Raw genomic sequence first — 19500 nt, forward strand, 5'->3', positions numbered from 1 at the left:
CCGGCCGCGCGACTCCCGGTCGGGTGCGCGGTCCTCGGCCCACGACGACCGGACACGCGGTACGGGCCGCGGACCGATTGGTCTGCACTAGCGTTCCCGGTGGAGCGAAGGTCGCCGGACCGTGAGCGCGGAGGGAACGTCATGGCGTGGAGCACCCGTCAACTGGCCGAACTGGCCGGAACGACCCTGCGGACGGTGCGGCACTACCACGAGGTCGGTCTGCTGGCCGAGCCCGAACGCGGCGCCAACGGCTACAAGCGCTACAAGGTCGAGCACCTGGTGCGGGTCCTGCGCGTCAAACGGCTGTCGGACCTGGGGTTCTCCCTGGTGCAGATCGCCGAGATGGGGGAGGCCGACGCCTACCCCGAACAGGAGCTGCGGGCCCTGGACGACGAACTCGCCCAGGCCATCGAACGCCTGCGGCGGATGCGCGAGGAGCTGGCCCTGGCACTGCGCGGGTCCGGGCCGACCGAACTACCGCCCGACATGGCCCTGGCCACCGCCGGGATCGCCATGACCGAGGCCGACCGCTCGCTGGCCGCGGTCATGGCGCGCCTGTTCACGCCGCAGACGCAGCGGGCCCTCACGGAGTTGGCGCGCGCCTACGGCTCCGGTGCCTCCGACGAGGAGTTCGACAACCTGTCGGCCGACGCCGACGAGCGGACCCGGCAGGAGCTCACCGAACGGCTGTGGCGCGCCTCCCGCGACCTCCTGTCCGACCGTCCGGAGCTGCGCATCTCCCAGGCCACGACGGCCATCGACCGGCACAAGGCCGCGCAGGCGTTCACCACGGCGCTGAACGACCTGTACAACCCCGCCCAGCTCGACGTCCTCAACCGCCTCTCCCGCGCGGCGATGGCGGACCAGCAGGCCGAAGAGCGGACGAGCCAGCAAGCCGGCCAGCAGGCCGAAGAGCGGACAGACCAGCAAGCTGATCGGCAGGCCGAAGAGCAGGCCGACCAGCGGCCCTGACCGGTCGGGTGGCCCGCGGGGTCTGCGATCGCCGCTCCCGCCCGACCGGGACACGGTGGAGGGCTGGGCCCCGGCCGCACCCGTGCGGCCGGGGCCCAGCCTGGCTCAGTCCCGGCGTCCGCCGAGGTGGCGGGCGAGGAAGCGCTCGGCCGTGCGGTGGAGGTCGAGCTGGTTCTCCGGGTTGACGAACCCGTGCCCCTCGTCCTCCTTGAGCAGGTACTCCACGTCCACTCCGCGCTCGCGCAGCGCGGCGACGATGTTGTCGGACTCGGCCTTGACGACCCGGGCGTCGTTGGCCCCCTGCGCCACCATCAGCGGCGCGGTGATCCGGTCCACCCGGCTGATCGGTGAGCGGGCGAGCATGTCGGCCTCCTGCTCGGGGACGGCCGGGTCGCCCACGTAGCGGTACCAGTTGTTGGCCAGCGCGGGCCGGACGAACGCCGGTTGGTTGCGCATGAAGTTGGCCAGGTCGGAGATGCCGACGTAGTCGACGGCGGCGGCGAAGCGGTCGGGGGTGAAGGCGACCCCGACCAGGGCGGCGTAGCCGCCGTAGGAGCCGCCGAAGATCGCGACCCGGTCCGGGTCGGCGTAACCCTGGGCGGCGGCCCAGTCCACGGCGTCGATGAGGTCGTCGTGCATCTTCCCGGCGAACTCGCCGATCGCGGCCTTCATGTGGGCCTTGCCGAATCCGACGGAGCCGCGGAAGTTGACCTGGAGCACCGCGTAGCCCCGGTTGGCCAACAACTGGACGGTCGGGTCGAAGCCCCAGGCGTCCCTCGCCCACGGGCCGCCGTGCACCATCAGCACCATCGGCAGGTTCTCGGGCTCCACGCCCACCGGCAGGGTCAGGTACGAGGGCATTTCCAGCCCGTCCCGGGCGGTGATGGTGACCGGCCGCATGGGGGCCATCGCCTCGGGGGCCAGGTGCGGGTGGGGGCGGAACAGCAACCGTGACTCCCCGGTGGAGTGGTCGTAGAACCAGGTCACGCCCGGGTCGCGGTCGTGGGTGAAGCCCACGATCCACCGCCGCCCGTCGGCGTCGGATGACAGTCCCGCCACATCCCCCTCGGACAGCTTCTCCAGCTCGGCCAGCACCTCGGCGAAGTGCGGGTCCAGGGCGTGGATGACCTGGCGCTCGCCCAGGTAGCGCACGCCCAACAGCTCGCCCCGGTGGTCGAGGATCAGCGGCGGGGGAAGGGTGGAGACCTGCGCGCGCGTGTCGATGTCGAAGTCCGGGTGGCTGTCGACCTCGGTCTCCTCACCCGTGGCCATGTCGGCGCGTACCAGGCGGGTGCGGTCGGTGCCCCGGCTGGAGCCGACCCACATCCCGGTCCCGTCCGGTGTGACCTGTGCCGGGAAGACGCCCAGCGGATAGTCGGCGCCCTCGTACACCAGGACGCTGCTCGTGGTGCCCGTCGCGGAGTCGTGACGGGAGATCTCGAAGTCGTTGTTCTCGTTGAGAGTGGTGGAGAGCAGCTCGCCCTCCCTGCCCCGCGTCCAGATCCTCGCGGCGCCGGGGCTCTGGGCCAGCATGGTGAGCTCGCCGGTGGCCACGTCCAGCTCGTGCAGGTCGAACTCCGCGATGTCGCGGGCGTTGAGCGAGACGGTCATCCTCCCCGGCCGCCCCCGGGAGGGCTCGAAGCTCACCACCCGGGCGCCGGGGAAGGGGGTCAGGTCCACCGCCGTGGGTTCGGCGGCGTCCAGGTCGACCCGGAACAGGTGCCAGTTCTCGTCCCCGCCGCTGTCCTGGAGGTAGAGCAGCCAGCGCGGGTCGTCGGTCCACTGGTAGCTCTGCACGCTGCGGGTCTCGTCTGCGGTCACGCAGCGCGGTTCGCCGTCGAAGTTCCCGGCCGGGTCGAGGTCCTGGACCCAGACGTTGAGCCGTTCCTTCCACGGCGCCAGGTAGGCGATGCGGGTTCCGTCCGGCGAGATCGTCGCATCAGAGCGCTCCGGTGGGCTGAAGAAGTCCTCGACCGGGATCAGGTCGGGCAGTGCCATGTCGTTCCTCTCGTTCGTGCCCGGTGAGACCGGGGAGCCGAAGATCATGAGAAACCATGCCGACACGGCACACTCAAGAATCCGCGAGTGTGACGGGGGACACTTCTCGCGCGTGCGGGGGACGTTCGCCGGGAGCGGTGTCGAGGTGAGGGCCAGCCGAAGGCCGGGGGACTGCGGTGGTGACGAGCCCTCTGCGCGGGGCGCGGCCGTTCACCGCGTGCTCGGTCCCGGGGCTTCCGGCCGGGTACACGGCTCTCGGCCCGTAGCGACCGGGCACGCTGCCCGGTTCACAGCGATCGGGCGAGCCGGAATCCCAGGTCGTCGACGCGCAGGGTCGGGTGGCTCTTGCGGCGGCATGAGGCCCGGCAGCCCCGGGGGTGGTCGTTCCACCCTCCGCCGCGGAACACGCGGTACGGGCCGTAGACCGCGGGATCGTAGACGTCCCAGCACCACTCCCACACGTTGCCGATCGTGTCGTACAGCCCCCAGGCGTTGGGCGCCCGCGTCGCGACGTCACGCGCCCCGTCGCCGGAGTTGGCCCGGTACCAACCTGTGTCGTCGAGTTCTCCGTAGCGAACGTCGCGGCTCCCCGCCCGGCACGCGTACTCCCACTCCGCCTCGGAGGGCAGACGGTAGCCCCCGGCGTTCCAGTCGCAGACCACGTCCAGCGCGTCGGGGTCGTCGCCAACGGAGTAGCAGGGCCCGAGCCCCTCCGCCCGCGAGAGCAGGTTGCAGAACCGGACGGCGTCCAGCCAGGAGACCTCGGTCACCGGCGTCCTCGGTCCGGCGGCGCCCGCAGTGCCCGCCTCGTTCGCGACACCTGACCCACTCGCGGTACCAGCCGTACCTGCGACACCCGCGGACGCTCCACCGTCACGCGTCCCACGAATCCCAGTGCTCCCGAACACCCCTCCCACAACAGCGGCGTACAGATCGCGGGTCACGGGATACGGCGCCAGCCGGAAGGCGGCGACCTCGACCTTCCATTCCGTCCTCGTTCCCTCGTCCCGCAGAACGATCTCTCCGGCGGGGATTCCGATCATGTGCTCCGCGAACGCGTGGTAGGGGGCGGTTCCAGGACTCGTCACAGGGTCCTTCCTACACGACCGCCGTGCGTCGGCGGCCAGCAGGTACGTCAGAGGCGACGGCCGGACCCGACCGACCCTTCCCCGGTCAGGTCCGCTCCGGAGCGGCGCTCGTTCCCGCTCCGGCGCCGGTCCGCGGTCGCGGTCGGGTCGTGCGTCGGGCCCCGGCCTTCCCCCGCCGGGGCCCGTCCGCCAGCCCGCCTCCAGGGCCGGTCCGCGTGCTCGTCCACCGGCCCGCCTTCGGGTCCGGTCGGCGCGCCCGTCCACGAGCCCGCTTCAGGGCCTGGTCCGCGCGCCTGCCTCCGGACCCGGTCACCGCGCCCGTCCGCGAGCCCGGCCCCGGGCCCAGCTCCAACCCGGGGCCCGAACCGCCTACGCCGCCACCCGGCGCGGGCTCCACCGCGGCGCGAGGTCGAACTCGGCCCAGATCACACGGCCCCCGTCCTCGCCCGGCGCACCGGCCCGACGGGTCCCCCAGCGGGCGGAGAAGTGGCCGATGAGCAGCAGCCCCTGCCCCAGCGCGAGTTCCCGCCAGTCCTGGTCCGCCTCCGGACCCGGCACGCTCGCCAGGGCTCCCGGAATCCACCGGTCCGCCACCGACAGCCGCAGGACGCGGCGGCCGCCGGGGTCATGGCGCAGCACGAGCGTGCGCACCACCTCCGCCCCGCTTCCGCTGGGCAGGACACGCCCCATGGTGCTGGTCAGCATCTCGCTGGCGCACAGCACCACGGCCGCGACCAGTTCCTCGTCGGCGCCCGAGACCCGCGACAGGTCGGCGCGCAGGTCGGCCCGGGCTCTTCGGATGGCTGCCAGGTTGGCGGGGTAGCTGCGGCGCTTCCAGCGCCTGTCCAGGTCGAGCGGTCGCCGCGGGCGTGGTAGGACGGTCATCTGTCTTCTCCTCGGTTCGTGCGACGGCCGCACGGGCGGTTCCCACGGGAACGGCCTCCGCGGTCCGTCGGGTCCTGGTGTTCTCTCGTGTCTGTGTGCCTTCATGCCTCGGCGTCCTCGGAGGCCCCGGGAGCACGCGGCCCCGGCGCTCCGCCCGCCCCGTCACCTCATCGCGGCGAAGATCGTGGCCTCGTCGTCCAGCCACACCAGCTGGTGTTCGGCCGACACCGTCAGTCCGAACCGGGTGTGGACGGGACGCCCCGCCTCCACCCACAGCAGGTGGGCCGCCTCCAACTCGTCGAACAGCCTGCGGGGGCCGTGCTGGCGCACCTCGTAGCCCTGGTCCCGGTGCCCGGGGTCGATGTGCCAGGAGGCCCACGACCAGGTCGAGGAGTCCAGCAGGTACACCGTGAACCGCGGGTCCTCGGGGCCGCCCCCGAGCCGGACGATCCGGTGCACGTCCGGCATCTGCAACCCCACCGCGAAGGCTCCGTCGGAGTCGCCGACCACCTCTCCCGGGTGCAGCCGGGAGCACGTCGTGGTGTGCTCGTCGTCGTCCGGGCGGACGTAGGTCTCCAGCAGGTGGCGCGGGGTGCGGTCCGCGCGCGCCCACATGCGGTCGGTGTGCCCGGTGAACCGGCCGTGCGCCGTCCCGTGCGGGCCGACCACGAGATCGGCCGTTACCCCGTGGTGGAAGGCGGTGCCCCACGGAGTCAGGACGCGTCCGCCGGGCTGGCACTGCGCCACCCAGGCGTAGGGGACGCGCTGCACGGTCACCGCGCTGACCACCCGGTCGTAGGGCGCGCGCCCGGCCCAGCCGCGCATGCCGTCCCCGCTGACCACCAGCGGTGTGAGCCCCGCGCTCATCAGCCGCACCCGCGCCTGTTCGGCCAGCTCGAAGTCGATCTCCACCGAGGTGACGGCGTCGTCGCCCAGGAACCGCGCGAGCAGGGCGGCGGTGTACCCGCTGCCGGTGCCCACCTCCAGCACCCGCATACCCGGCGCCAACCGCAGCCGCTTCACCGTCTCGGCCACCGAGGACGGCGCCGGGGACGAGGACGTGGGCTCTCCGGGGCCGTAGCGGGCACCGTCGTCGACCTGGGTGACGACGGGAACGTCGGCGTAGGCCGCCTCCAGCCACCGCAGTTCGCCGCGGTAGCGGTCCACGGGCACGCCCGTGTCGGGGTCGGCGATCTCGTCGGGCAGGAACAGGTGCCGCGGCACCGCCGCGAAGGCCCCGCGCCACTCCGCGGCCAGAGCGCCCTCCTCGACGAGGCGTTCGACCATCCTCTCGTGCGGGGGGATCATCTGCCGCACCTCCCGCACCGTCTGACGCACTGTGCGCTGACGCCCCGGGCACGCCGGGCGTGCCAGGCGTGCCCGACGCGTCCGCCGTACCTGATGCGCTCGCCGTATCTGACAGGTCCGGAGTGTCCGGCGGACGGAGCACGCCCGGCGTGCCCGGGGTGTTCGACGTTCCCGACGCGGCCGGGACCATCAGAGGTTCTGGTGTGGCTGATTCGCCCAACAAGCCCGATGTGTCCGGGCTGCTCGACGTCTTCGACGTGTCCGGGGCGCCCGCTCCGGTCGTGCCTTCCGCGCCGCCGGACGGGCCTATCACTCGTGTGAACAGCACCGACACCGGCTCCGGACCCGTGGCCCGTGCCGCCGCCGTGCCCTGCCTGTGGGGTGGAGGTCACCGCTCTTCTCCTCGGGGGTGCCCCCGGCATGGACGAACCAGGGTCTTGCGTCCATTACGGGGACGGGAGTTTCCGGGTAAGGATTACTACGGAAGATGTAACGCCGTTCGTCCACGAGGACGGAATTCCGTGCCGATATACACCGGCGGTATGCATGACGAAATCCCAGGTCGGTCCACGTCTTTCCCCGTCACGGGCTTTCTGGGCCCGTGCCGACGTCCTGCGGTCGCTGGCCGAGCACGACGCCGGAGCCCTGTTCGGGCTCGTCCGACAGCACACCGGTGCCAGCCAGCAGACGATCGGCTCCGCCGTCGACATGGCCCAGCCACACGTGAGTGCGATCATGGCGGGAAGACGCCTGGTCACCGCGCTCAGCACGTGGCAGCGCATCGCCGACGGCCTGGCCATGCCGTCCGAGGCCCGCCGGACCCTCGGCCTCGCGGATTCGGGTGACGAGTATTCGAAGGGCGTTTCCTGGACAGAATCCTCTCTGCAAGAAGGCGATTTATGGTCCGCGTCCAGAACGGCGCAGGACATCGTCGACATCACGCTGAAGGACCTGATGAAACGCAGAGACGCATTCGCGGTCGGCGGCGCGCTCCTGATGGGCGCCGCGCTGACGGAGACGCTGGAACACTGGCTGCTGCCCGGCCCGGCCGCCCCCGGCCTGGTCCGCGGCACCATCGGAGAGGCCGAGCTGGGGCGCATCGAGGCCGCCACCGTGGCGCTGCGGCACTGGAACGACCGGTGGCGCCTGGGCGTGCGCCGCAAGGCCGTCGTCGGACAGCTCTCGGAGGTGTCCGAACTCGTGGAGACCCCCCAGCCCGCCTCCGTGCAGAACCGGCTGTTCGCGGTGATGGCCGAACTGTCCAAGACCGTCGCCTCGATGTCCTTCGACGCCGGGGACCACCCCACCGCGCAGCGGTACTACACCCTCTCCCTGCGCGCGCTCCACCAGGCCGGACCCGAGCACCGCCCCTACGGCGTCGGGGTCCTGGCCGACATGGCCCGGCAGATGCTCGACCTGCACCGGCCCGAGGACGCCCTGGACATCTCCCGCCTCGCGCTCGACAGCGCGGACTCCACCGGCGCGCCCGCGCTCGTCCGGGCGATGCTGCGCACGCGCGAGGGCTGGTCCTACGCGCGGATGGGCAGGTCGGAGGCCTACCGCCGCACCGTCATCCAGGCCGAGGACCTCCTGGAGGGCGCCAACGGCGAGGAGGTGCCCGACTGGGTGGGCGGCTTCGACCACGCCGAACTGGCCGGGGTGGTCGGCGCCCGCTACCGCGACCTCGCGGTGCTCCAGGAGGACCCGGGCGCGCGCCGCAGGCACGCCGAGTCCTCCGCCGCCTACATCACCAAGGCGCTCCAGCTGCGCGCGCCCTCCGGCAAGCGCGGCCGCGCCTTCGACCTCATCGGGCTGGGCCGCACCTACCTGCTGCTCGACGAGCCCGCCGAGGCCGCCCGGGTGGTGCGCCAGGCCGCGGCCCTCGAACCCTCCCTGGGCTCGGGCAGGGTACGCAGACGCCTGCGCGACTGGTACACCGAGTCCGCCACGCACCACCGCGACCCGCACGTGGCCGCGGTCCGCGATGAGTTATCACATACGCTGCTGCACCATCAGCGAAATGTGAAAGGGATGACGTGACTCGTATCGGAATCACCGGTCATTCGAATCTTTCCGGCGACAGCGTCACTTTGGTGCGCAAAGCGCTGGTGGCGGCACTCGATCCCCACGCCGACGACAGGCTGGTCGGCGTCTCCTGCCTGGCGCGCGGCGCGGATCAGCTCTTCGCCGAGGCCGTGCTGGATGTCGGGGGCAGACTGGAGGTGGTGCTGCCCTCGGCCGACTACCGCGAGGCCAAGGTCAAACCCGCCAACCTCGACCGCTTCGACGACCTGCTCGTACGCTCCTCACTGGTGCGCTACATGCCGCACCGGCGGGCGGGCCGCGCCGCCTACGAGGACGCCAACGAGGCCGTCCTGGACTGGGTGGAGCTGATGTTCGCGGTTTGGGACGGCCAGCCCGCCGACGGCAGAGGCGGGACCGCCGACGCGGTCGAGGCGGCGCGGGTGAGGGGCGTGCCCGTGGAGGTCATCTGGCCGGAGGGAGTCCGGCGGGACTGAACCCGGCGCCTGGCACACCGCCCCGCCTTGCGCGTGGAGTGGCGTGGCGCGGCGGGGCGGCACGGGCCGGTTCCGGGGCGCGTGCCGGAGCGGACAGGCCGGACCACCCGGTCGTGTGCGTCCGAAACCCCGGTCGGTGTCGGGAGAGGGCGTGGTCGGGACCGGGCGGTCCCGACCACATCCGGCCAACTTCACTCCGGTCGGCCGGTGTTTCCCCGGTCGGTCAGCGCCGCTCCGGTGCGCCGTCCAGCGCGCCGTGCAGTGCTTCGGCGAAGGCGCGGGGATGGGTTCCGAAGCCCGTGTGGTCACCCGGGAAGGCGACCGGCTCCGTGCCCAGGAGCCGCACCAGCGCGAGCCCGATGTCGTGGATGGGCTTCCCGGCGGAGGCGTCGCCCAGACCCACCGTCACCGGGACCCCGCCCGCCCGCAACGCCTCCACGTCCGGCCGGTACAGCGACAGCGGCATCAGCCCGTGGGCCAGGAAGTACCCGAAGTTGCCGCTGACCCGCTCGAAGGTCTCGGGGTCCTCGTGCATCGGCCCTTCCGTCGCGGCGCCCTCCGGCTCCCGCCCGTCATCCTCCTGTGCCTCCCCGTCCTCCTCGTCCAGGCCGTTGAGCGTCATGAACTTGTCGATCGCCGCCTCCACGCCCTCGCGCCGGTAGGTGTCGTAGACGTCCCTGTCGCGGGCGAGCACCTCGGAGGGGTCGTCCAGCAGCATGAGGCAGGGCGGCTCGTGTGCGAGCAGCGCGCGCACCGCCTCGGGGTGGCGCACGGCCATGTCGAGCCCGATCTGGGCGCCCGCGCTGTTGCCGAACACGTAGGCCGGGCCCCCGCCCACCTCGGCGACCAGCCTGGCGGCGTCGTCGCTGTGCACCTCCACCCGCTGGTCCTCGGGTTCGCCGTCCAGCGTGCTGCGCGAGTTGCCGCGGGGATCGTAGGCCACGGTCGTGTAGCGGTCGGCCAGGTGCTCGGCCAGGGCGGTGTAGACGCCCGCGTCCTGCGGGCCGCCGGGGATCATCAGCAGCACGGGGCCCGAACCGCGGACCTCGTAGTGGATGCTGGCGCCCGGCACCTTCAGCGTGTGCGCTCCCGGTGAGTGGCGCGAGTGGTGCGACATGTCTGCGTCTCCCTGCCTCTTCCGTCGTGTCCGGCGGTCAGCTGTCGCTGAGCACCATGCGGTTGCCCTCGCTGTCGCGGAACTCGGCGGCCGTGACCCCCGGCTGCCACATCGCCTCCCCCGGTTCGGTGACGATCTCCACGCCCGCGGCGCGCAGGGCCTCGACCGTGCCCTCGACGTCCTCCGTCACCAGGACCATGACCGGCTCCGCGGACGGGTTCTCGTCCGCGCGGCGCTGGAAGTGCAGGCGGGTCCGCGAGCCGGGGAAGCCGAGCTCGATCCACCGCCACCCGTCGTCGGACATGGGCGCGTCGGTCGCCACGGTGCAGCCGAGGCGGTCGGTGTAGAAGGCCTTGGCCCGCTCCTGGTCGAAGACGGGGAGTTCAGCGAACTTGACGTACATGTGGTTTTTCCGTTCCCTCTGACGCGCTACCGCGTTCGGTCCGACTTCAAACTGGACCGTCCAGTACCGCATGTGGTGTGGAACTAGACCGTACGGTACCCATAGGACAAAAGGGTCGAAACGAAACCTGGAACCACGAAGACGAGGTGTTGAACAGCGTGAACCCGCCAGCGGAGGAGGAGCTGAGCCGCTCGGCCCGCAAGCGCCGGGCCATCCTGGGCGCCGCGGAGGAGGTCTTTCTGAGGGGCGGTTACCTCGGGACCAACATGGACGAGATCGCCGCGCTGTCGGGGGTGTCGAAGCAGACGGTCTACAAGCACTTCGGCAGCAAGGAGGGGCTGTTCGTCGAGATCGTCACCAGCATGACCTCGGGCGCGGGGGACGCGGTGCGCGACGAGACGCCCGAACCCGACCGGATCGAGGACGTGGAGGCCTACCTGCGGGACTACGCGCGGCGGCAGCTTGCCGTGGTGCTCACGCCACGGCTGATGCGGTTGAGGCGGATGGTGATCGGTGAGGTCGCGCGGTTCCCGGAGTTGGCGCGGGTGCTGTACGAGTGCGGGCCGCAGCGGGCGATCGAGGGGCTGGCGGAGAGCTTCGCCCGGCTGGGGGAGAGGGGGCTGCTGGTGGTGGAGGAGCCACTGCGGGCGGCGTCCCACTTCAACTGGCTGGTGATGTCGGAGCCGGTGAACCGGGCGATGCTGCTGGGGGACGAGGCCATTCCGACGGAGCGGGAAGTGTGCCAGCATGCGGAGGAGGGCGTGCGGGTGTTCCTCGCTGCTTATGGGGTCGGCGTTCGTTAGGGGAGTCGTGGGTCTTATGGGTTTTATGGGTCCGTTGTCTGTTTTTCGAGAAGTTGGAAAAACGGCTGCTTGTCGCTGGTAAGTTTGCAGGTCGCTGACTGTGCTCCCCGCGCACGCGGGGATGGTCCGCAGAGGACGGAGAAAAGGCCCTAATCGCGGAGGTGCTCCCCGCGCACGCGGGGATGGTCCTCGACCTGGGGTCCGCACCCATCGTCGGCCTGGGTGCTCCCCGCGCACGCGGGGATGGTCCCCAAGGAGAACCCTCGAACCGGCTTCTCGGCACGTGCTCCCCGCGCACGCGGGGATGGTCCCCACCAGGTCCCCGACACCACGTGCGAGGGCGAGTGCTCCCCGCGCACACGGGGATGGTCCCAGGTCCTCGTCCAGGCGCGCATCCACGGGGATGTGCTCCCCGCACACGCGGGGATGGTTCTGGGTCACAAGCTTTTGACGTGACCCGCCGGGAAGGTGAAGAACCACGCCAGATTGACGTCTTTTTAGGGCCTGACGGAGAACATGAACGCCGACACCAGCCATACGCAAGAACTGTCTGTGACCGAGGCTCGCAATCACTTCTCCGAACGCGTCAACCGCGCCGCCTACGGCGGAGAGGTCACCTTCATCACTCGCGGATGTCGTCACCAACGGGCCGCTGCAATCGTTCCGGCTGACATGGTCGATCACTACGAGGAGCTGTTGGACGAGCGCGACGCCCGTATCGCCGCCGAGCGCTTGGCTGACATCGAAGCGGGACGATCGACGGTCGTTCCCTTCGATGAAGCGATGCGCCAGCTCGGGCTGACCGAAGGCGAGCTGGGCCGGTGAACGAGCCCTACGCTGTTTCCTTTGCTGCCCCAACGCTTCAGTAGCTCGGCAAGCTCGACGAACCGATCCGCCTTCGAATCGCGCGCAAGGTCCGAGAGCTGGCAGTGGACCCACGCCCGGCCGGGAGTATCCCGCTCAAGGGAGATACCGAATCCTGGCGCATACGGGTAGGCGACTACCGGATCGTGTACGCGATTCACGACGGTCGGTTGGTGGTCCTTGTGCTGAGTGTCGCTCATCGCCGTGAGGTCTACCGGGACCTGTAACATCTCTCCCCGCGCACGCGGGGATGGTCCCGAGCACCGGCCCGCCTGGGAGGCGCTTGTTGCATGCTCCCCGCGCACGCGGGGATGGTTGCAGTTCACGCCGCTTTACGGGAGCGAAGCCTTCTCAGCCGCACCGCGGTTCGCCTTCTCCAAGGCCGCGTCGATCAGTACCTCGGCGGCCTCGCGCGCCCGGTCGGCCGCTTCCGCCTGGCCGGTGATCGCGGCGGTGGTCTGCGCGCCCTCCGCCAGCAGAGCGAGCTGCGCGGCCAGGGAGGAGTCCACGCCGATCCGTTCCACCAGTTCGCCCAGGTAGCGCTGGAAGGACAGTTTGTGCTCGCGGGCGATATCGGCGACGTCGGAGTTGACCGCCCCCAGTTCGGCGAAGGCGTTGATGAACCCGCACCCCCGGAAGTCCTCCTCGCAGAACCAGTCGGACAGGAACGCGTAGACCGCCAGCAGCTTCTCCCGGGGTGTCCCGGCCGCGTTCACGTGCTCGTCCAACCCCTCGGCCCATATGCGCCTGCGCCTGCGCAGCACCGCCATGACGATGTCGTCCTTGGAGGGGAAGAGCTGGTAGAGGCGGCGCAGCGAGACCCCGGCGGCGTCCCGGAGCTGGTCCATGCCCACGGACGAAAAGCCCCGCGTGTAGTAGAGCTGGTCGGCCGCCGCGACGATCTGCTGTCGGTACTCCTCGTTGTCCATGCCACCAGTGTACTTGCGCCGAGAACGATCGTTCTCTATGGTGTGGAGCAGGCGAGAACGATCGTTCTCGCACACGGCTTCGGATGAGAACGACCGTTCTCGTCGAAGGAGGGAGTTCACCATGGGCCGCATCACCATCGGGACTGAGAACAGCACCCCGATCGAGCTGCACTACGAGGACCAGGGCAGTGGCCAGCCCGTCGTCCTCATCCACGGCTACCCGCTCGACGGTCACTCCTGGGAGAAGCAGACCGCCGCCCTGCTGGACGCCGGTTACCGGGTCATCACCTACGACCGCAGGGGTTTCGGCCAGTCCTCCCAGCCCTCCACCGGCTACGACTACGACACTTTCGCCGCCGACCTCAACACGGTCCTGCAGACCCTCGACCTCACCGACGTCGTCCTGGTCGGCTTCTCCATGGGCACCGGCGAGGTCGGTCGCTACCTGGGTACCTACGGCTCCGCCCGCGTCGCCAAGGCGGCCTTCCTGGCCTCCCTTGAGCCGTTCCTGCTCCAGACCGAGGACAACCCCGCAGGGGCCGCGCCCCGGGAGTTCTTCGAGGGTGTCGTCGCGGCGGTCAAGGCGGACCGGTACGCCTACTTCACCGACTTCTACAAGAACTTCTACAACCTGGACGAGAACCTGGGCACCCGCATCAGCGAGGAGGCCGTCCGCAACAGTTGGGACGTCGCGGCGGGCTCGGGCGCGGTCGCCTCGGCGGCGGCCCCGCTGACCTGGTTCACCGACTTCCGCGCGGACATCCCCAAGATCGACGTCCCCGCGCTGATCCTGCACGGCACCGCGGACAACATCCTGCCGATCGACGCCACCGGCCGCGCGTTCTCGGCGCTGCTGCCCTCGGCGGACTACGTCGAGATCGAGGGGGCGCCGCACGGCCTGCTGTGGACGCATGCGGAGGAGGTCACCGAGGCCCTGCTGGCCTTCCTGGCCAAGTAAGGCGGGAGGCTGTCAGGGGGCATGCCGTGCCCCACGACGAGCAGTGCGCAGATCCTGTGGATCGGACTCGGGAGCACGTACCTTCCCGGGGGCGATCGATAGGCCACCTCGTCGAAAGCCCTGAGACGCTCTCGGCGTGAGCAGCCTCAGCCGATCCGCGGAAGCCGGGAGGATCTTCAGGCACTCATGCGCCGTATGTGCAGGTGGCCATCGCGGGGGAAGGAGGGCGGTGCCGCGGGCAGGATGGTGGCGAAGTCGTAGCGGCTCTTCCGCGCGACCCGGCACGATGCCAGATTGTCCACCTGGTGCAGGAGTTCGAGACGCTCCAGCCCGTCGGCGCCGAAGGTGTCGAAGGCCCAGCTGGTGAGTGCCTCCAGAGCACGGGAGGCCACTCCCCGCCCGCGAGCGTGCGCCGCGGTCCAGTAGCCCACTTCGGCCGCAGGTTTGCCGGGGGCGACTTCCTTGAGGACCACATTGCCCGCCAACTGTTCGCGAGCCGAACCTGGTCGTACCTCAAGGACGGCGAAGCCGAAGCGGTTCCCAGCTGCCCAGCCCCGCTGCTGGGCCCGCACCCAGCGTGCCCCGTCGGCATCGTTGTCCACGACGGAGTTCACCCACTGGCGCAGCGCGGGATCTCGGCTCACCTCGACCAACGCGGCAACGTCCCCCATGTGCCAGGGACGAAGGAGGAGGGCGGGAGAGACCGGCGACGCGGCTACCTGGAGTTCGATCGGGGCACCCATCAACCGATCATATGGGGCGGCGTTTTCGCCCGATGCCGACCACGTCCGCCCCATACCGCCTTGCGGCCGCCCCGCCATTGCTGTGCCCGGACCCGCAGAGCTTGGACGGACCAGTTGAACAGCCGGAGCCAGACTCTCCGGGGCAGGCCAGTCGTCTACTACTGTGAGTAGCTGAAGGTAGCGCTCTTAGCGGAGGTCGTTCACGCTCTCCAGTCGGGTCGCCAGGCGGCGGCGAAGCTCCACGTCTTGACAATTCCTCCCTCACGATCTCGGGGGCGCGTTAACGGGGGCGCTCCCGAGGGCGTCATCTGTGTCAGGACCGATAAACCGCGTTATGTTGCTGTGGGGCGAGGCTGCTGTGGGATGACAAAGTGACACGGTTCGTCTCATGGAACGTGGCTTGTTGGCTTTTAAGGTTTTTGTACCCTATGGGATTTTGGTGGCTAGTGTCTGTTTTTCAAGAAGTTAGAAATTCGGCTGCTTGCCGCTGGTAAGTTCGCAGTTCGTTGACTGTGCTCCCCGCGCACGCGGGGATGGTCCCGGGTCGCACCGTCGCTCGCGACCACGGACACGGTGCTCCCCGCGCACGCGGGGATGGCCCCCCGGCAGGGGCCCCGTCCCCGCGCGGTCGTGTGCTCCCCGCGCACGCGGGGCTGGCCCCGGATATTCGGATATCTGATTCGGTACAGAGTTGTGCTCCCCGCGCACGCGGGGATGGCCCCATCGACCTGCCCGACAGCGCCCTGGCCGCGGTGTGCTCCCCGCGCACGCGGGGATGGCCCCCGCTGCACCGGGCCGGGGAACACTCCCCCGTTGTGCTCCCCGCGCACGCGGGGATGGTCCCTGGCCCGGGATGTACGTCGACAGCGTGGAGGAGTGCTCCCCGCGCACGCGGGGATGGTTCAAGACCAGACGAAGAGAGAACGTCATGAGCGCGATGTCCATGGAACCTGAGAACGGCCCCGGAATCGGTCACGACCTCAGCGGATACGTGCTCGTTCCTGCAAGATGGGTCGAACACTACGAACGACTTCGCGAAGAGCATGACGACGCCGAAGCAGCCCAGATCTTGGCAGACGTCCGAGCAGGTCGGGAACAGGTCTTCGCTCATGACGAGGTGTGGGGAAACGACGATTGAGCCGCAGCTACGAGCTTCAGCGAGCGCGGCCAGCCAGCGCTCTGCACGCACGCGGGGATGACCCCGTCGGCTGACGAGCCCTGCCGCCCGCTGGTTCCCCAGCCCGTCCGGGCCCAAGGGAAAAGCCCCCGCGCGACAAGAGCTGTCGCGCGGGGGCTCCCGCGTCTCGCCGGACCGTCGCGGATCCCCCGAACCGCCGGTCCGGCGCGGGTCGTGCGCGCTCACCCCCGAGAGGCGCCGACCCGGCACCTGCGCCGCGTCATCCCGGGCCGTACGGCCGTGGAGGCCGTCCCCGCGGCCCGAGGAGCGCGCAGGTGCACACCCACCTCTCTACCCGCCCAACGGCGGGTAAACATGGTCAATCCCGACCCCGGCCGGGCGCACGGTATGGCCAAACCCCCCATCAAAGGGGGACGGTACCGCTGAAGAACACCGCGTCGTCCCCTTCGGGTTCGACCGCGATCAGCACCTGCTCGTGGTCGGGATCCACGTTGAACCCGTAGGTGAGTGTCGCCTCCTCGCCGTCGGGAAGCGGTTCGTCGAAGTGGGCCGAGCGCCCGGAGCCGTTCTCGTCGAACTCCAGGATGGTCGGAGGCGCCTCCTGGGTGTCGGGGCCGTGGAAGGCGAACACGGCCACGCGGGTCGCGTCGAAGGTCTGGCCGGTGGCGTTGGTGAGCGTGAGGTCGAAGGTCAGCGCCGGTTCCCCCTGGGCGTCCTGGGTGCGCTCGAAGTTCTCCACGGCCACGGTGAGTCCTTCGGTGATCTGGGCCCGCGTGGTGCCTTCGGGGTCCAGGCCGGTGACCCGGGAGGAGGACTCGCTGACACCGGTACCGGCATCGGCACTGGCACTTGCGCTGGCGGAAGGCGTCGGCTCGCTCGCGGCGGGGCGCTGTTCCTCCTGCGGAGCGGAGGGGGAGCAGGCGCCGACCGCCAGGACCGCGGCGGCCGACACCAGGGTCCGGGCCACGCTGACGGGGCGGAGGGCAGGCGTGTCGTTCATGGGTTCCAGCATGGATCACGACTCGACCGGTGTCCCTGGAAAACGAACACGATCCTACGCGGGAACGCGTCGAGCTTCCGCGTACGCCGAGGCGGACCGCCCGACACTGTCGGCGGCCCGGGAAGGGGCCCGTCGCCGGGTCACCGCCTCCGGCTTTCCGTCACCTTGTCCTCACGATCCGTGTTACTGGTCTTGACAGGTCTAGACCACCCTTGCTTTGGTGACGGCACCCCCAGCGGCGCGCGGTCGGACGACGCGCCGCACCCTAGGAGTGTGAACACGTGATCCGTCGTCTCCTGAGCAAGCTGGCCGCGCTCGGCGCGCTCGCGGCTGTGCTCGTCGTCCTCCCCGTGACCGTCGCGCAGGCCGCCGCCACCTGCGCGCCGGCCTGGAGCTCCTCCGCCGTCTACACCGGCGGCGGGCAGGTCTCCTACGACGGCCGCAACTACACCGCCAGGTGGTGGACGCAGAACGAGCGTCCCGGCACCTCCGAGGTCTGGACCGACCAGGGCCCCTGCGGCACCGACGGTGGCGGTGAGGAGCCCGGCCCCAGCGGGTTCGTCGTCACCGAGGCCCAGTTCAACCAGATGTTCCCGAACCGGAACCCCTTCTACACCTACAGCGGCCTCACCGCCGCCCTCAGCTCCTACCCGGCCTTCGCCAACACCGGCAGCACCGAGGTGAGGAAGCGAGAGGCGGCCGCCTTCCTGGCCAACGTCAGCCACGAGACCGGCGGGCTGGTGCACATCAGGGAGACCAACGAGGCCAACTACCCGCACTACTGCGACTGGAACCAGCCCTTCGGCTGCCCGGCCGGTCAGGCCGCCTACTACGGGCGCGGCCCGATCCAGCTCAGCTGGAACTACAACTACAAGGCCGCCGGTGACGCCCTCGGCATCGACCTGCTGAACAACCCCTACCTGGTCGAGCAGAACGCCTCGGTCGCCTGGCGGACCGGCCTCTGGTACTGGAACACCCAGTCCGGACCCGGCACGATCACGCCGCACAACGCCATCGTCAACGGCCACGGCTTCGGCGAGACGATCCGTGCGATCAACGGCTCGATCGAGTGCAACGGGGGCAACCCGGCGCAGGTCCAGAGCCGCATCAACAAGTTCACGCAGTTCACCCAGATCCTCGGCACCACCACCGGATCGAACCTGAGCTGCTGATCCCCGGACGCGGCTGAGCGCCCGCCGGACACATCCGGGCGGGGGCGCGCCCGGCCATCGCGGCCGGGAGCGCCTCCGCCCGGCGCTCCGTGAGCGCGGGGCCGGGTCACGACGGCCTCAAGCAGCCGAAGCGCGGGAAGTCAGCCGCGCGAGGAACTCACCGAACGATCGCGCTATCCGCCGGGGGACGCGGTCTTCGTCGATGTAGGCGATGGCGGGTTCTCCCGCGGGACCACAACCGGAGTAGTCGAGCATGACCGTGTCATGGCCACCGGAAGGCGTGTCGCAGACCACCACGCCGATTTCCGGATACCCCCATTCGGTGACGAGGTACGGGCTTCCCCCGTCGGACGCGGAGTCGATCCCCCAGTCTCCGCCGATTCCACGGATCCCGCTGATCTCGAAATGGTCGTCGGCCCAGGACGTCGGAAACGGCGTGGGGTAGCAGCGGCGTCGCGGGGTCCCTCCGTTCCGTAGCAGCAGCACCTCCACGTAGCCGCGAGGAAGCCGCACGCCGAGGTCCGCCTCGGCACGGCGGACCATTTCCCCGTCGAGAGGAGGGCCGGTGTAGTAGTCGCTGTCCTCGAACAGCTCTGTCATCAGCAACCTCCGGTGTGTCCGGTGCCGACACGGACTCGCCCCTCGACGAGTTGCCCAGGCCCGGGGTATCGATGATGCCGGTAGGACAGCCGGAACCCCCGTCCGGGGTTGTGGCAGTGCCCGTCCTTCGGCTCACGTACTGCGGATCCTGGCGCGGCGGCTCCTCCCGTCCACGCGGACCGTAATCGAAGGCTGTCCGGCGGGCCGTGCGCACACTAGGCTCCAGCGATGGACCGAGTCACCGATGTACCCCACACCCCCGCCCAGGCCGTGGATGCGGCCCGGACGAACGACTACGACAGCTTCGCCGAGGCGTACGCGGCGGACAACGAGAACAACATCCAGAACGCCTACTACGAACGGCCCGCGATGCTGGCCCTGGCCGGGGACGTGACCGGCCGCCGCATCCTGGACGCGGGCTGCGGCGCGGGCCCCCTGTCCGCCGCCCTGCGCGACCGCGGCGCCGACGTCACCGGTGTCGACGCCAGCGCCGGAATGCTGGCGTTGGCCCGGCGGCGGCTCGGGGACGACGCGGACCTGCGCGTGGCCGACCTGAGCGATCCCCTCCCGTTCGAGGACGGCGCGTTCGACGACGTGGTCGCGTCTCTGGTGCTGCACTACCTGGAGGACTGGGGCCCGACGCTGGCCGAGTTCCGGCGCGTGCTCAGGCCCGGCGGTCGGCTGATCGCGTCGGTGCAGCACCCGTTCACGGACTACGCGATCCAGGACCCCCGGCCCGACTACTTCGCGACCACCAGCTACAGTGCCGAGTTCGCGTTCGGCGGGCAGACCGTTCCGCTGAGGTTCTGGCGCAGGCCGCTGCACGCGATGACCGACGCCTTCACCGCCACCGGTCTGCGCCTGTGCGCCATCAGCGAGCCGCAGCCCGATCCGGCCGCCCGTGAGCTGTTCCCCGACGAGTTCCACGCCCTGTCGACCAGGATCGGCTTCCTCTTCTTCGTCCTGGAGGCACCGCCGTCGCCCGCCGGTGCGTGACGACCGC

General features: G+C 70.4%; 20 protein-coding genes and 1 CRISPR repeat array. Of the genes, 10 read left to right on the top strand and 10 right to left on the bottom strand.

Annotated elements, in window-relative coordinates:
- The first annotated feature begins 141 nt into the window (after positions 1-141).
- Entirely contained in the window at positions 142-972 is an 831-nt protein-coding gene (locus tag ACSTA4_RS10890) for a MerR family transcriptional regulator (protein WP_444963421.1), read from the top strand.
- Between the two features lie 105 nt (positions 973-1077).
- On the opposite strand, the gene ACSTA4_RS10895 is transcribed toward ACSTA4_RS10890, so the two are convergent.
- The 4 genes from ACSTA4_RS10895 to ACSTA4_RS10910 form a co-directional block, all read right to left on the bottom strand.
- A complete protein-coding gene (locus ACSTA4_RS10895) occupies positions 1078-2970 on the bottom strand; it encodes a S9 family peptidase (protein WP_444963422.1) in 1893 nt (630 codons plus the stop codon).
- Positions 2971-3257: 287 nt separating this feature from the next.
- Positions 3258-4013, bottom strand: coding sequence for a formylglycine-generating enzyme family protein (locus ACSTA4_RS10900; RefSeq protein WP_444964143.1), 756 nt, complete (start codon positions 4011-4013; stop codon positions 3258-3260).
- A gap of 414 nt (positions 4014-4427) precedes the next feature.
- A complete protein-coding gene (locus tag ACSTA4_RS10905; protein ID WP_444963423.1) occupies positions 4428-4943 on the bottom strand; it encodes an ATP-binding protein in 516 nt (171 codons plus the stop codon).
- A 162-nt stretch (positions 4944-5105) separates the two neighbouring features.
- Positions 5106-6251 carry a methyltransferase domain-containing protein gene (locus ACSTA4_RS10910; RefSeq protein ID WP_444963424.1) on the bottom strand — a complete coding sequence of 382 codons (1146 nt, stop codon included), beginning with the start codon at positions 6249-6251 and terminating at the stop codon, positions 5106-5108.
- 546 nt (positions 6252-6797) lie between these two features.
- Here ACSTA4_RS10910 and ACSTA4_RS10915 point away from each other — a divergent pair.
- On the top strand, positions 6798-8291 hold the full coding sequence (locus ACSTA4_RS10915) for a helix-turn-helix domain-containing protein (RefSeq protein ID WP_013152316.1): 1494 nt from the start codon (positions 6798-6800) through the stop codon (positions 8289-8291).
- Positions 8288-8770: a hypothetical protein gene (locus tag ACSTA4_RS10920; protein WP_013152317.1), complete on the top strand. Its 483-nt coding sequence runs from the start codon at positions 8288-8290 to the stop codon at positions 8768-8770. The genes ACSTA4_RS10915 and ACSTA4_RS10920 overlap by 4 nt, the downstream gene beginning before the upstream one ends.
- A 223-nt stretch (positions 8771-8993) precedes the next feature.
- On the opposite strand, the gene ACSTA4_RS10925 is transcribed toward ACSTA4_RS10920, so the two are convergent.
- Positions 8994-9887, bottom strand: a complete 894-nt coding sequence (locus ACSTA4_RS10925) for an alpha/beta fold hydrolase (protein ID WP_444963425.1) — start codon at positions 9885-9887, stop codon at positions 8994-8996.
- A gap of 37 nt (positions 9888-9924) precedes the next feature.
- The gene (locus ACSTA4_RS10930) at positions 9925-10290 is read right to left on the bottom strand and encodes a VOC family protein (RefSeq protein WP_117199512.1); all 366 of its coding nucleotides are present in this window, start codon (positions 10288-10290) and stop codon (positions 9925-9927) included.
- A gap of 158 nt (positions 10291-10448) precedes the next feature.
- On the opposite strand from ACSTA4_RS10930, the gene ACSTA4_RS10935 reads away from it, so the two are divergent.
- The 3 genes from ACSTA4_RS10935 to ACSTA4_RS10945 all read left to right on the top strand — a co-directional run bounded on the left by ACSTA4_RS10935 (position 10449) and on the right by ACSTA4_RS10945 (position 12184).
- Positions 10449-11093, top strand: a complete 645-nt coding sequence (locus ACSTA4_RS10935; RefSeq protein ID WP_444963426.1) for a TetR/AcrR family transcriptional regulator — start codon at positions 10449-10451, stop codon at positions 11091-11093.
- 516 nt (positions 11094-11609) lie between these two features.
- The gene (locus ACSTA4_RS10940) at positions 11610-11918 is read left to right on the top strand and encodes a type II toxin-antitoxin system prevent-host-death family antitoxin (RefSeq protein ID WP_444963427.1); all 309 of its coding nucleotides are present in this window, start codon (positions 11610-11612) and stop codon (positions 11916-11918) included.
- A gap of 77 nt (positions 11919-11995) precedes the next feature.
- Complete coding sequence (locus ACSTA4_RS10945) at positions 11996-12184, top strand: type II toxin-antitoxin system RelE family toxin (RefSeq protein ID WP_444964144.1); 189 nt, start codon at positions 11996-11998, stop codon at positions 12182-12184.
- A gap of 105 nt (positions 12185-12289) precedes the next feature.
- On the opposite strand, the gene ACSTA4_RS10950 is transcribed toward ACSTA4_RS10945, so the two are convergent.
- Complete coding sequence (locus tag ACSTA4_RS10950; protein ID WP_444963428.1) at positions 12290-12886, bottom strand: TetR/AcrR family transcriptional regulator; 597 nt, start codon at positions 12884-12886, stop codon at positions 12290-12292.
- Between the two features lie 121 nt (positions 12887-13007).
- Between ACSTA4_RS10950 and ACSTA4_RS10955 the strand changes: the two genes are divergently transcribed.
- Entirely contained in the window at positions 13008-13844 is an 837-nt protein-coding gene (locus tag ACSTA4_RS10955; RefSeq protein ID WP_444963429.1) for an alpha/beta fold hydrolase, read from the top strand.
- 176 nt (positions 13845-14020) lie between these two features.
- Here the strand turns inward: ACSTA4_RS10955 and ACSTA4_RS10960 are convergent, their stop codons facing one another.
- Positions 14021-14587: a GNAT family N-acetyltransferase gene (locus tag ACSTA4_RS10960; protein ID WP_444963430.1), complete on the bottom strand. Its 567-nt coding sequence runs from the start codon at positions 14585-14587 to the stop codon at positions 14021-14023.
- Between the two features lie 512 nt (positions 14588-15099).
- Positions 15100-15488: a CRISPR direct-repeat array (repeat unit 25 nt; unit sequence GTGCTCCCCGCGCACGCGGGGATGG).
- Between the two features lie 27 nt (positions 15489-15515).
- On the opposite strand from ACSTA4_RS10960, the gene ACSTA4_RS10965 reads away from it, so the two are divergent.
- Positions 15516-15725 carry a hypothetical protein gene (locus ACSTA4_RS10965; protein ID WP_444963431.1) on the top strand — a complete coding sequence of 70 codons (210 nt, stop codon included), beginning with the start codon at positions 15516-15518 and terminating at the stop codon, positions 15723-15725.
- A gap of 403 nt (positions 15726-16128) precedes the next feature.
- On the opposite strand, the gene ACSTA4_RS10970 is transcribed toward ACSTA4_RS10965, so the two are convergent.
- Positions 16129-16725: a hypothetical protein gene (locus tag ACSTA4_RS10970; protein ID WP_444963432.1), complete on the bottom strand. Its 597-nt coding sequence runs from the start codon at positions 16723-16725 to the stop codon at positions 16129-16131.
- Positions 16726-17006: 281 nt separating this feature from the next.
- Between ACSTA4_RS10970 and ACSTA4_RS10975 the strand changes: the two genes are divergently transcribed.
- Complete coding sequence (locus tag ACSTA4_RS10975) at positions 17007-17897, top strand: glycoside hydrolase family 19 protein (RefSeq protein WP_444963433.1); 891 nt, start codon at positions 17007-17009, stop codon at positions 17895-17897.
- Between the two features lie 117 nt (positions 17898-18014).
- On the opposite strand, the gene ACSTA4_RS10980 is transcribed toward ACSTA4_RS10975, so the two are convergent.
- Entirely contained in the window at positions 18015-18497 is a 483-nt protein-coding gene (locus ACSTA4_RS10980; protein WP_444963434.1) for an SMI1/KNR4 family protein, read from the bottom strand.
- Between the two features lie 228 nt (positions 18498-18725).
- Between ACSTA4_RS10980 and ACSTA4_RS10985 the strand changes: the two genes are divergently transcribed.
- Positions 18726-19493, top strand: a complete 768-nt coding sequence (locus ACSTA4_RS10985) for a class I SAM-dependent methyltransferase (protein WP_444963435.1) — start codon at positions 18726-18728, stop codon at positions 19491-19493.
- Positions 19494-19500 lie beyond the last annotated feature (7 nt).

Source organism: Nocardiopsis sp. M1B1 (assembly GCF_052466615.1).

Excerpts from the sequence above, each read along its gene's own strand:
- ACSTA4_RS10890 (WP_444963421.1), top strand. The coding sequence starts at position 142 with ATGGCGTGGAGCACCCGTCAACTGGCCGAACTGGCCGGAACGACCCTG.
- ACSTA4_RS10895 (WP_444963422.1), bottom strand. The coding sequence starts at position 2,970 with ATGGCACTGCCCGACCTGATCCCGGTCGAGGACTTCTTCAGCCCACCG.
- ACSTA4_RS10900 (WP_444964143.1), bottom strand. The coding sequence starts at position 4,013 with ATGATCGGAATCCCCGCCGGAGAGATCGTTCTGCGGGACGAGGGAACG.
- ACSTA4_RS10905 (WP_444963423.1), bottom strand. The coding sequence starts at position 4,943 with ATGACCGTCCTACCACGCCCGCGGCGACCGCTCGACCTGGACAGGCGC.
- ACSTA4_RS10910 (WP_444963424.1), bottom strand. The coding sequence starts at position 6,251 with ATGATCCCCCCGCACGAGAGGATGGTCGAACGCCTCGTCGAGGAGGGC.
- ACSTA4_RS10915 (WP_013152316.1), top strand. The coding sequence starts at position 6,798 with ATGACGAAATCCCAGGTCGGTCCACGTCTTTCCCCGTCACGGGCTTTC.
- ACSTA4_RS10925 (WP_444963425.1), bottom strand. The coding sequence starts at position 9,887 with ATGTCGCACCACTCGCGCCACTCACCGGGAGCGCACACGCTGAAGGTG.
- ACSTA4_RS10930 (WP_117199512.1), bottom strand. The coding sequence starts at position 10,290 with ATGTACGTCAAGTTCGCTGAACTCCCCGTCTTCGACCAGGAGCGGGCC.
- ACSTA4_RS10940 (WP_444963427.1), top strand. The coding sequence starts at position 11,610 with ATGAACGCCGACACCAGCCATACGCAAGAACTGTCTGTGACCGAGGCT.
- ACSTA4_RS10950 (WP_444963428.1), bottom strand. The coding sequence starts at position 12,886 with ATGGACAACGAGGAGTACCGACAGCAGATCGTCGCGGCGGCCGACCAG.
- ACSTA4_RS10955 (WP_444963429.1), top strand. The coding sequence starts at position 13,008 with ATGGGCCGCATCACCATCGGGACTGAGAACAGCACCCCGATCGAGCTG.
- ACSTA4_RS10960 (WP_444963430.1), bottom strand. The coding sequence starts at position 14,587 with ATGGGTGCCCCGATCGAACTCCAGGTAGCCGCGTCGCCGGTCTCTCCC.
- ACSTA4_RS10965 (WP_444963431.1), top strand. The coding sequence starts at position 15,516 with ATGAGCGCGATGTCCATGGAACCTGAGAACGGCCCCGGAATCGGTCAC.
- ACSTA4_RS10970 (WP_444963432.1), bottom strand. The coding sequence starts at position 16,725 with ATGAACGACACGCCTGCCCTCCGCCCCGTCAGCGTGGCCCGGACCCTG.
- ACSTA4_RS10980 (WP_444963434.1), bottom strand. The coding sequence starts at position 18,497 with ATGACAGAGCTGTTCGAGGACAGCGACTACTACACCGGCCCTCCTCTC.
- ACSTA4_RS10985 (WP_444963435.1), top strand. The coding sequence starts at position 18,726 with ATGGACCGAGTCACCGATGTACCCCACACCCCCGCCCAGGCCGTGGAT.